10 protein-coding genes are annotated in these 12,459 nt (G+C 27.6%); all 10 read left to right on the top strand.

Annotated features, from left to right (window positions below; genetic code table 11):
• Positions 1 to 140: 140 nt before the first annotated feature.
• The 10 genes from mutS to KGF41_RS03265 all read left to right on the top strand — a co-directional run bounded on the left by mutS (position 141) and on the right by KGF41_RS03265 (position 12,430).
• Positions 141 to 2,984, top strand: a complete 2,844-nt coding sequence (mutS, locus tag KGF41_RS03310) for a DNA mismatch repair protein MutS (RefSeq protein WP_227841636.1) — start codon at positions 141 to 143, stop codon at positions 2,982 to 2,984.
• A 10-nt stretch (positions 2,985 to 2,994) separates the two neighbouring features.
• Entirely contained in the window at positions 2,995 to 4,980 is a 1,986-nt protein-coding gene (gene mutL / locus KGF41_RS03305; protein ID WP_227841637.1) for a DNA mismatch repair endonuclease MutL, read from the top strand.
• 38 nt (positions 4,981 to 5,018) lie between these two features.
• Entirely contained in the window at positions 5,019 to 5,954 is a 936-nt protein-coding gene (gene miaA / locus KGF41_RS03300; RefSeq protein WP_227828008.1) for a tRNA (adenosine(37)-N6)-dimethylallyltransferase MiaA, read from the top strand.
• Positions 5,955 to 6,069: 115 nt separating this feature from the next.
• Complete coding sequence (hfq, locus tag KGF41_RS03295) at positions 6,070 to 6,333, top strand: RNA chaperone Hfq (protein WP_038811911.1); 264 nt, start codon at positions 6,070 to 6,072, stop codon at positions 6,331 to 6,333.
• Between the two features lie 123 nt (positions 6,334 to 6,456).
• Positions 6,457 to 7,737, top strand: a complete 1,281-nt coding sequence (locus KGF41_RS03290; protein ID WP_227856357.1) for an aminotransferase class I/II-fold pyridoxal phosphate-dependent enzyme — start codon at positions 6,457 to 6,459, stop codon at positions 7,735 to 7,737.
• Between the two features lie 69 nt (positions 7,738 to 7,806).
• On the top strand, positions 7,807 to 9,153 hold the full coding sequence (locus KGF41_RS03285) for a M20 family metallopeptidase (RefSeq protein WP_227840160.1): 1,347 nt from the start codon (positions 7,807 to 7,809) through the stop codon (positions 9,151 to 9,153).
• A gap of 138 nt (positions 9,154 to 9,291) precedes the next feature.
• The gene (locus KGF41_RS03280) at positions 9,292 to 10,374 is read left to right on the top strand and encodes an SIR2 family protein (protein WP_227828011.1); all 1,083 of its coding nucleotides are present in this window, start codon (positions 9,292 to 9,294) and stop codon (positions 10,372 to 10,374) included.
• A gap of 82 nt (positions 10,375 to 10,456) precedes the next feature.
• A complete protein-coding gene (locus KGF41_RS03275) occupies positions 10,457 to 11,089 on the top strand; it encodes a cyclase family protein (protein WP_227828012.1) in 633 nt (210 codons plus the stop codon).
• Positions 11,090 to 11,154: 65 nt separating this feature from the next.
• On the top strand, positions 11,155 to 11,694 hold the full coding sequence (locus KGF41_RS03270) for a prolyl-tRNA synthetase associated domain-containing protein (RefSeq protein ID WP_227828091.1): 540 nt from the start codon (positions 11,155 to 11,157) through the stop codon (positions 11,692 to 11,694).
• A 49-nt stretch (positions 11,695 to 11,743) separates the two neighbouring features.
• Entirely contained in the window at positions 11,744 to 12,430 is a 687-nt protein-coding gene (locus tag KGF41_RS03265; protein ID WP_227828013.1) for a DUF554 domain-containing protein, read from the top strand.
• The last annotated feature ends 29 nt before the right edge of the window (positions 12,431 to 12,459 follow it).

The raw sequence follows: 12,459 nt of genomic DNA, 5'->3' as shown, positions 1-12,459 counted from the left end.
TGATTATTAAACCTAACAATCCAAAGTGCAATTAGCATTTTGGATTGTTTTTTAGTTATACGTCAAAATTTTATATATTATGTTAATAATAATCATCTACTATGATATAATATTTAATTAGAAAAGAAGGAGGTTTAATAATGCAAATAGATATGAATAAATTAACTCCTATGATGAAACAGTATCTTGAAGTAAAAAATAGGTATAAAGATTGTATACTGTTTTTTAGATTGGGAGATTTTTATGAAATGTTTTTTGAAGATGCATTAGTAGCTTCAAAAGCTCTTGAAATAGCATTAACAGGGAAAGCCTGTGGTTTAGAAGAACGTGCTCCTATGTGTGGAGTGCCATTTCACTCAGCCAATTCATATATATCGAAGTTAGTAGAAAATGGATATAAAGTAGCAATAGGTGAGCAAATGGAAGACCCATCTACTGCAAAAGGAATTGTTAGGAGAGAGGTCATAAGGGTTATTACTCCTGGAACAGTTCTAGATGGAAATCTACTTGAAAATAAAAAAAATAATTATTTATTATCTTTATACAAAGATGATGCCAATATAGGTCTAACTTATGTAGATATAAGTACAGGAGAAACTAATGCAACTTATCTAAATGAAGATAAAGTAATAGAAGAAATTGCAAAAATTCATCCTACAGAAATAATTGTAAATGATTTGAATTTTATAGAAAAACTTAGAGATATAGCTACTGTAAGCAACATATACATAAATGAAAGTTTTAGTGACAACTATTTAGATATAAATATATTAAAAGAATATTTTCCAGATGCTTATCTACAAAAATTAAAGTTTGATGATAAGGGTCTTATAAAATCGAGTTTATCAATTCTTCTAAATTATATATATAACACTCAAAAGCAGATAACATCCAATATTAACAATATAAATATATACAATTCATCAGAGTACATGGTCTTAGATATGTTTACTAGAACTAATTTAGAACTTACTCAGACTATAAGAGGAAACAAAAAGAAAGGTTCACTATTACATGTTTTAGATAAAACATCTACTGCAATGGGAGGAAGGCTTCTAAGAAAATATGTAGAAGAGCCTCTGATAAATAAATCTAAAATTGAAAATAGATTAAATGTAATAGAAGAAATAAAAGATGATTTTATACTAAGAGAAGACTTAAACGATATACTTAAAAATATATATGATATAGAAAGAATATGTGGGAAAATAGCATTTGAAAGAGTAACACCAAAAGAATTAGTTCACTTAAAAAATTCAGTAGAAAAATTACCAAATCTAAAAGACACAATAGACTTATCAAATGCAAATAGATTAAAAGAGTATGTATCAAAAATGGACAAGTTGGATGATATATACAGTTTAATAGATGAAGCCATTTTGGAAGAACCTACAATAACTATAAAAGATGGGAATATAATTAAATCTGATTTTAGTGATGAACTTAAAGAATTGAGAGATATTTCTAAAAATGGTGCTTTTCTTGTAAAAGAAATAGAAAATAGAGAAAGAGAAAAAACAGGAGTTAAATCATTAAAAATAGGATTTAATAAAGTATTTGGATATTATATAGAAATAACAAAGGCCAACTTTAAACAAGCAAAACTAGATGAGACATATATAAGAAAGCAGACACTTAGTAATGCAGAGAGATATATAACTCCAGAGTTAAAAGAAATAGAAGAAAAGATACTACATGCTGAAGAGAAAATTAAATCTCTAGAATATGAGATATTTGTAAGTATAAGAGATACTATATATAAAAATATAGACAGAATACAAAAAGTAGCTAAGATTATAGCTAATATAGACGTTTTCGTATCTTTGGCAACCGTTGCTCACATGAACAACTATATAAAACCACAGATAAACGAAAATAATAAACTTGATATAAGAAATGGTAGACATCCAGTTGTTGAAAATATAGTAGGTGAAGAAAATTTCGTTCCAAATGATACATATTTAAATCGTGGAGAAAACATCATTAACATAATAACTGGTCCTAATATGTCTGGTAAATCAACATATATGAGACAAACTGCTATAATAGCACTTATGGCACATATAGGTTCTTTTGTTCCAGCAGAATATGCTAATGTACCAATATTAGATAGAATATTTACAAGAGTAGGGGCTAGTGATGATTTATCTCAAGGTCAGTCTACTTTTATGGTAGAGATGAATGAGGTCTCTCTTATATTAAAAAATGCTACCGAAAGAAGTTTAGTTATTTTAGATGAAATAGGACGTGGAACCAGTACTTATGATGGTATAAGTTTAGCATGGTCAATAGTAGAATATATTCAAAAGAATATTAGATGTAAGACACTATTTGCAACACATTATCATGAACTTACTGATTTAGAAGAAGAATTTAAAGAGGTTAAAAATTATTCAATAGCAGTTAAAGAAGATGGAGAGGGAATAATATTTTTAAGAAAAATAATTCCTCAAGGTGCAGATAAGAGTTATGGAATATATGTTGCTAAACTAGCTAAATTGCCAGATGAAGTTATAGATAGAGCAAAATATATACTTAAGGATTTGGAAAAAAATCATGTTTATAACAGTGTAGCAATAAATGGAGATAAAGAAAAAACTACTGTAATTAATAATGATTTAGATGAAGAACTGCTTAAGGTAAATCAGAGCAATTTTAAAAATAAATACGAATCTCTAAAAATAGAACATGAGCTTATAGTAAAAGACTATAAACACATGAAAAAGGATTATGATAAACTAAATTCTAAGTTTAAAACATTAAACGATGAAGTTAGTTCAATGAAGAAAAAGGATAGTAAAGAAGAAATTAATAAAGAAGATTCTGTAAAGGAAGTTGCACTAACTCAAATATCTTTTGATAGTGTAAAGAGAGATGTATTGTCAGAAGAAATTTTAAACTTAGATATTTTAAATATGACTCCATTAGATGCTATAAATTCTCTTTACAGTCTTCAAAAAAAAGCAAAAGAAATAAAATCTTAGAGGTGTAAAAATGAAAAATATAATTAACATCCTAGATGATTTGACTATAAATAAAATAGCAGCTGGAGAAGTAGTAGAAAGACCATCTTCTGCATTAAAAGAATTAATTGAAAATTCTATTGATGCAGGTGCAAATAAGATTTCTATAGATATCATTGATGGAGGAAAAACTTTAATTAAAATCACAGATAATGGAATAGGAATACCTTCAAGTGAAGTTGAGAAATCCTTTTTAAGACATGCTACTAGTAAGATAAAAAAAATTGATGATTTATATGATTTGTACTCTCTTGGATTTAGAGGAGAAGCATTAGCATCTATTTCAGCTATATCAAAATTAGAAATGATTACTAAAACCAAGGATGAAATGGTTGGAACGAAAATATTTGTAGAAGGTGGAAAAATAGTCTCAAAGGAGCCAATTGGTTCTACTAATGGTACAACAATCATTATAAAAGAGATTTTCTTTAATACACCAGCAAGACAGAAATTTTTAAAATCTACTCATGCAGAAACTATAAACATAAGTGATTTGATAAATAAGCTTGCAATAGGCAATCCTAATGTCCAATTTAAATATACAAATAATAATAAACAAATGTTAAATACTCCAGGTGATGGAAAGCTTATAAATACTATTAGGAGTATATATGGAAAAGAAATAACAGAAAACCTAATAAATATAGAATTTAAATGCAATCACTTTAAAATTGATGGATATATAGGAAATAATAACATCTATCGTTCCAATAAAAATTTGCAACATATCTATATAAATAAAAGGTTTGTAAAAAGTAAAATAATTATAGATGCAATAACTGAAAGTTATAAATCTATAATTCCAATAGGTAAGCATGCTGTTTGTTTCTTAAATATAGAAGTAGACCCAGCATGTATTGATGTAAATATACATCCTAATAAGCTTGAAGTTAAATTTGAAAAAGAACAAGAAGTGTATATAGAACTAAGAGATTTTTTAAAAGTTAAATTAATACACTCTAACCTTATTGGAAAGTATGCTACGTATAATGATAAGAAAACGCGGCCTCGAATTGCTATTAATAATAGAGAAAAAAGTATAGATTATGAATTTAAAAATAATAATTTTGTTGAAGCTAATTCAAAAAATAATAATACAACTAAAGAGAAAGATGAATTTATTGAAGTTGTAAGTTTATCAAGTGAAAAACCAATAGATGAATTTCCTTCTGTAAGTGAAGTTTTAAATGCAAATATAGAAAATGAATTAAAAAATACGGGCTATTTAGGAGAAGAGGTTGTAAATGACAATATACAAGAAGAATTTCAAGTTGATAGGCCTAAACAAATTGATAGTTCTAAAAATGAAGACAGTCATTACTTAGAAAAAAGTATTAAAGACAGCGAAGAGGAGTATTTAACTAATTCAAAACGTAAATTTTCCTTATATGGATATTCTGTAATTGGGGTTGTATTTAATACTTATATAATCCTAAGTAAAGATGATTCTATGTATTTGCTAGACCAACATGCTGCACATGAAAGAGTTTTGTATGAGAGATATATGGATAAGTTCTATAGACAAGATATCAATATGCAAATACTTTTAGACCCAGTAATTCTTGAAGTATCAAATGTAGACATGCTTCAAATTGAAAATAATTTAGAGTTATTTATGAAATTTGGTTTTGAATTAGAAGTTTTTGGCAACAATCATGTAATGATAAGATGTGTTCCAACTATATTTGGAATTCCAGAAACTGAAAAGTTTATACTTCAAATAATTGATAATATAGATGAGATTACAAGTAATTATGATTTAAAAGGTGAGAGATTTGCATCAATGGCATGTAGATCTGCAATAAAAGCAAACGATAAAATATATGATATTGAGATAAAAAGCTTATTGGAACAATTAGAAAATTGTGAGAATCCTTTTACGTGTCCTCATGGAAGACCAATAATGGTTGAAATTTCTAAGACCGAAATAGAAAAAATGTTTAAAAGAATTATGTAAAATATTTTGGATAGTTAAAATACATGGAAAGGAATGTTATGAAAAAAATACCACTTATAATACTTACAGGTCCAACTGCTGTTGGAAAGACTGATTTGTCAATAAAGTTAGCAAAAGATATGGATGCAGAGATAATCTCAGCAGATTCTATGCAAATATATAAATATATGGATATTGGAAGTGCAAAAGTTACTTCAGAGGAAATGCAAGGAGTAAAGCATTATCTTATAGATGAGGTTAAACCTGACTATCCATTTTCAGTTTCAGAATTTCAACAAAGAGCAAAAAAATATATATCTGAAATAAATCAAAAAGGAAAGTGTGTTTTAGTGACTGGAGGAACTGGTCTTTATCTGAATTCTTTAATATACAATATGGATTTTGCAAAATCTGATGCTAACAATGAATTAAGAGAAGAACTTCAAAAACAACTTCTTGAGAATGGAATAGATTACATGCATGATAAATTAAAATCACTTGATGAAGAAGCTGCTGATAGAATTCATAAAAACAATACAAAGAGAGTTATAAGAGCGCTTGAAGTTTGTCTAAGCGGTAAGAAAATGAATGACTTTTCAAGTGACTTAAAATTTAATGACGATTATCAACCTATAATAATAGTTTTGAATAGAGATAGAGAGCATTTGTATGAAAGAATAAATATGAGAGTTGATATTATGCTAGAGAGTGGTTTGGTTGAAGAAGTTAAAAAACTCTTAAGCATGGGATTTAAAAAAGACATGATATCAATGCAAGGTATAGGATACAAAGAGATATTGAAGTATTTAGATGGAGAATATACATATGAAGAAGCCATTGAAATAATAAAAAGGGATTCTAGAAGGTATGCAAAACGTCAGATAACTTGGTTTAAAAGATATGAAACGGCAAAATGGTTTGATTTGGATAAATATGAAGATATAGATTTATTAAAAAATGAAATAATTATATATATTAAAAATTCTATAAAATAATATATATAAATTTTTAAGTATACAACTTCATATTGAAAATTTACCATAACTTATATAGAATATAAGATAGGAATATTTTAGATGTTCAATTTAATCTTGGGAGGGTACAAATCTAATGAAAAATACAGTTTTAAATTTACAAGATTTGTTTTTAAATAATGCTAGGAAAGAAAGGATACCTGTTACTATATATTTAGTCAATGGAGTGCAAGTCAAAGGGCTTGTAAAAGGATTTGACAGTTATATAATATTGATAGAAGGGGACAATAGACAACAAAACATGATTTATAAACATGCTGTTTCGACTATACAACCTGGTAAATATATTAATTTAACTAATCAAAATCAAAATAATAATAACAACAATAACAATAGATAATTAATTTAATTTAAGATAATTAAAAGGAGACTTATGCTAACTTATAAACTATAATTTATTTGTTTTAGTAAAATAGTCTCCTTTGATATGTTTAAATAAAATAACAAAGAGACAGGTGATAAAATGCTTAATGAAACAAAAGAATTATTGAAAGATTACTATGGTGTAGATGATGATACTTTTAAACTATCACAAGAAATAATGGAAGATATAAAATATAAGTTTGAGGAAATAAAAGAAATAAGAGAATACAATCAATATAAAGTTTTAAAAGCTATGCAAGAATCTAAATTAAGTGACATGCATTTTAATTGGACCACAGGATATGGATATAATGATATTGGACGTGAAAAAATAGAGGAAATTTATTCAAAAGTTTTTAATACAGAAGATGCTCTTGTAAGACCAATAATTGTAAATGGAACACACGCACTCACTTTATGTATACAAGGAATAGTCAGACCAGGAGATGAAATTCTATCTGTTACTGGAAGACCATATGATACTTTAGAAGGTGTTATAGGTATAAGAGAAGAAAAAGGTTCTTTAAAAGAATATGGTGTTACATATGATGATGTAGATTTTTTAGAAGATGGAAATTTGGATTTAGAAGGAATTAAAAGAAAAATAAATGATAAAACTAAACTTGTTATGATACAAAGGTCAAAAGGTTATTCTTGGAGAAAATCACTTTCAATTAGTGATATAAAGGAAGCCATTGATGTAATAAAATCTGTTAAACCAGAAGTTATAGTAATGGTTGATAACTGTTATGGTGAGTTTCTAGATACTAAAGAACCAACTGATGTTGGAGCAGATGTTATGGCTGGTTCTCTAATAAAAAATCCTGGAGGTGGACTTGCATTAACAGGAGGGTATATAGCTGGTAGAAAAGATTTAATTGAACTTATATCATATAGAATGACTTCTCCTGGAATAGGTAAAGAATGTGGTCTTACCTTTGGAACTACTAGAAATGTTCTTCAAGGATTTTTTCTAGCACCATATGTAGTATCTCAAGCTGTAATGGGCGCTATATTTTGTTCAAGAGCTTTTGAAAAATTAGGATATGATGTATTGCCAAAATATGATGATTTAAGAAGTGATATTATTCAGTGTGTTAGACTTAATAGTGGTGATGAAGTCATAAGTTTTTGTCAAGGAATACAAGAAGCTGCTCCAGTTGATTCTTATGTTAAACCTGTGCCTTGGGATATGCCTGGATATGAAAGTGAAGTTATAATGGCAGCAGGAGCATTTATACAAGGTTCTTCCATAGAATTAAGTGCAGATGCTCCAATAAGACCTCCTTACAATGTTTATTTCCAAGGAGGGCTTACATTTGACCATTCTAAAATGGGTACTTTAAAAGCAATTGAATTTATAAAAAAACTAAAAAAGTAAGCATATTTTTCTTTTAAAAGGTCAAAATATTTACTAGTATATTATGATGAGAATTGAAGGGTGATAATTATGAAAGAACAAATTAAAGAAAAAGTAAGTTCCCTACAAGATGAAATGATTTCTTCAATACAAGAAAGTGTAAAAATACCTAGTGTTATATCTGAGCCAACTGAAAATTTCCCATTTGGGGAAAATATAGATAAGGCTTTAAGAGGTATTTTAGACTTATGTAAATCTTTAGGGTTTAAAACAGTATATAAAGATGGATATTATGGCTATGCAGAAATAGGACAAGGTGAAAAAATGATAGGTATACTTGGTCATGTTGATGTAGTTCCAGAAGGTGACTTAGAAAGCTGGAATTATCCTCCATTTGAAGGTGTTTTAGAAGATGGTAAATTATATGGAAGAGGAACACAAGATGATAAGGGACCTACAATATCAGCAATTTATGCAGTAAAAGCTCTTATGGATTTAAATATAGATTTAAATAAGAGAATAAGATTTATTTTTGGAGCTGATGAAGAAAATCTTTGGAGATGTATAAATAAATACAAAGAAAATAATGAAGACGTACCAGACTATGGATTTACTCCTGATTCTAGATTCCCAATAACAAATGCAGAAAAAGGTCTTTTACAAGTTCATTTAACATGTGATAGTAAAAGTGATATAGAATTATCAGTTGGGAAGGCTTTAAATGCAGTTCCAGGAAAAGCAGTTTATATTGGAAAATATTCTGATAAGTTAAAAAAAGAATTAGATAAATTAGGTTTTGAATACACTGTTGAAGGTAATAAAATATGTATAATAGGAAAAAGTGTTCATTCAGCAGCCAGTGATACTGGTATAAATGCAGTAGCTAGACTTTGTATAGCTCTTAATAATATAGGGATAGATTCTAATATAATTAAGTTTTTAGGAGAAGTTATTGGTGAAGATGCTAATGGAAACAATATAGTTCCTAATTGCAAGGATGATGTGTCAGGAAAATTAACAGTAAATATAGGTAAAGTAACTATCGATAGTAAAAAAGAATTTGCTGGAATTGATGTAAGAATTCCTGTAACATATAAAAAAGATGACTTTGTAAAAGAACTAAAGAAAATAACAGATAAATATAATTTAGATTATAAAGAATATGATTTCTTGGATTCAATTTATGTTCCAGAAGATACACTTCTTGTTAAAACATTGAGAAAAGTATATGAAGAGGAAACTGGTCTTGATGGAACACCTCTTTCATCTGGAGGAGCAACTTATGCAAGAGCTTTAGACAATTGTGTTGCCTTTGGAGCTATTTTCCCAGGGAAACCAGAAACAGAGCATCAAGCTAATGAACATTTGATAGTAGAAGATATTGTAAAAGCTGCTCAAATATATGCTCTTTCTATTTATGAATTATTAAAGATTTAAATATAAATATAAAGCTGTCTTGTAATAGGATTTTTTCTAGTAAAAGACAGCTTTATTATTGTATTATTAAATAGGTTAATAAGATAAATATTTAATAGATATAAAAAATAATAGTAATGTTTATATAGGAGGAATTATATGAAAATAGCTATATTTTTGGGAGCAGGAGCATCAGCTGCAGAAAATTTACCTATTCAAAATGAATTATTTAGTGAATACTTTAAGAAATTAAAACCTAAAAATTATGATACTGATATGAATAGAGAATTGTATGCTTTTTTTAAACAAATGTTTAATATTGATATAAGAAAAGATAATCTAGATAATGCAAATTTTCCAACATTTGAAGAAGTTTTAGGGCTTTTAGATTTAGCAGAACAAAGAAGAGAAGGATTTAGAAATTTTGGACTTGAAAATTTAAATAATAGGAGTGATAGTATACGTTTTTTAAGACAGTATTTAATACTGTTGATGGCTGAAGCAATCCATAACACACCTAGAACAGATAATAAATATCACAAACTTCTAGTTGAAAATCTTTTACAAGATGATTTACTCCTTGATACAACTTTTATTAGTGCAAATTATGATATACATATAGACAATACAGTTACTGGTTTAAGAGATAAAAATAATTTGCCTATTATGCTTGATTATGGTGTAGAATTTACTAATTTTAAGGAAGAATTAAACTGGAGAAAACCGAAAGAACCATTAATTAAACTCTATAAGATACATGGTTCATTGAACTGGCTTTACTGTCCCATTTGTAACAGTTTAACTCTTACACCACATGAAGGTGGTGTTATGAAACTAATTGAAAACAGTTCAGAGACAAAATGTCTAGAATGCAATGAATTGACAGAACCTATTATAGTTCCACCAACATATTTTAAGAATATGTCAAATATATTTTTAAGTAATGTCTGGAATGAAACAGAAAAAACTTTAAGAGATACTGACCTTTTAATATTTTGTGGATATTCATTTCCTGAAGCTGATATGCATATAAAATATATGTTAAAAAGAGTTCAGACAAATCGAAAAAAAGCCCCACTTAAAATAATGGTTTTTAACAATCATTCACAAAAACAAAGGATTACTTTAAAGAAAGAAGAAAGAAGATATAAACGTTTTTTGGGAGAAGATATTATATTTACTGATAATTCTTTTCAAGATTTTTCTATGAATCCATTAAATTTTATAAAAAGTATATATTAATTTGGCAATAATAGGATAAAATCCAATAGAAATAAAGTGAATTTAGGTATATAATAGAAAATAAAACATAGGGGGTATAAAAATGAAGGTTTTTGATTTAACTCATGTGACACATAATGATATGCCTGTATATGCAGAGCCTAATAGACCAGATATAAAAAAAATAGCTATTATTGAAGAAAATGGATATCAAGAAACATTAATCAGTGTATTTTCTCACAATGGAACTCATATGGATTCGCCAAAACATATGTATACTAAAGGGGAATCCTTAGATACATTGGATATAGAAAATTTTGTTGGTCAGGCTTATGTATTAGAACTTGAGCAAGGAAGCAAAAATATAGAATTGGAATATCTAAAAAAATATGAAGATGAGATAAAAAGTAGTGAGTTTATAATATTTAAATCAGGCTGGTCAAAGTTTTGGGATAAAAAACAATATTATGTAGGTTATCCTACTTTAACAGAAGAGGCTGCACACTATATAGCTGATAGTAATATAAAAGGAATAGGGATTGATATGTTGTCAGTAGATAGATATGATACGTTATCGTTTGAAGTGCATCATATTTTATTTGAAAAAGGTAAAATAATAATAGAGAATCTTACCAATTTAGAAGCTGTGCCAGAAAGATTTTTATTTATAGCAGCTCCATTTAAGTATAATGATGCTGATGGTGCTCCAGTAAGAGCAATAGCCATAGTAGAATAATATTTTACTATAAAATAAAGTGACATAGGTGTAATATACAAAGTATTAAAGGAGATTATAGTATGATGAGTGATTTAAAAGATAAAATGACAGAATTATCAGATGAAAATGAATTAAATTTAAATGAAACTAAAATATACAATGTATTAGATAAATTAAATATTAAATATGAGGTAGTAGAACATGAAGCTGTATATACAGCAGAACAGTTAGTAATTTTAAATGATATAACAAAAGGATGTCAGTGTAAAAATTTATTTTTAAGAAATGCTAAAGGAAATAAATACTATCTAATTGTAGTTAGAGGGGATAAACATGTTGATTTAAATTCAGTTAAAGAAAAAATAGGAAGTTCTAGGTTATCATTTGCTTCGCCTGAAAGATTATACAATGTACTTAAACTTCTCCCTGGAAGTGTAAATCCTTTTTCATTGGTAAATGATACAGAAAGAAAAGTAGAGCTTTACATAGATGAGGATGTAATTAAAGAAGAGTATTTAAATTTTCATCCGAATATAAATACTAAAACTGTAAACATATCTAGAAAGGGCTTTGAAGAATTTTTGGAATATTTAAAATATCCAATACAAAGTATTGATGTTTAAGTTTTGATAATGGGAGCAAATTTTAATTAGCTAATCGAGGGGAGAAAAAATGTTTGGAGTAATAGCAAATAGTCTAGCAATTGCAGGAGGATGTATAGTAGGTCTTATAATCAAAGGAGGATTACCTCAAAGAGTAAGTGATACTATAATGAATGGAATTGCATTATGTGTATTATATATAGGGATATCAGGAGCACTAGAAGGAAAAAATACACTAGTAACGATAATATCTATAGCTTTAGGGGCTTTAATAGGAGAATTAATAGATATTGATAAATGGGTAAATAAATTAGGGGCATTTTTACAGAGTAGATTTTCTAAAGGCAACAAAAAAGATTCTATTGCTGAAGGTTTTATATCATCTAGTTTGTTGTTTTGTATAGGGGCTATGGCAGTAGTTGGTTCATTAGAAAGTGGACTTACAGGAAGCCATGATACTCTATTTGTAAAATCAGTAATAGATGGGATAGCTTCTATTATATTTACGGCTTCTTTAGGTATAGGTGTAATGTTTTCTGCTGTATCTGTATTTTTATATGAAGGTATTATATGTTTAGGGGCATCATTCTTAAATGGATTTTTAAGTGACCCTGTAGTTACAGAAATGACAGCTGCAGGAAGTTTATTAATTATAGGTCTTGGTTTAAATGTACTTAAGCTAACAAATATAAAGGTAGCAAATCTTTTGCCAGCTATATTTATGCCAATATTATTTGGTGTGTTTGGATTAATCTAGAAATTAAAAACTTAAAGTTTGTCTAAATT

This window comes from Clostridioides sp. ZZV14-6150 (genome assembly GCF_020657875.1).
Classification (GTDB): Bacteria; Bacillota; Clostridia; order Peptostreptococcales; family Peptostreptococcaceae; genus Clostridioides.
This window is presented reverse-complemented; position numbering and strand designations above follow the sequence as displayed.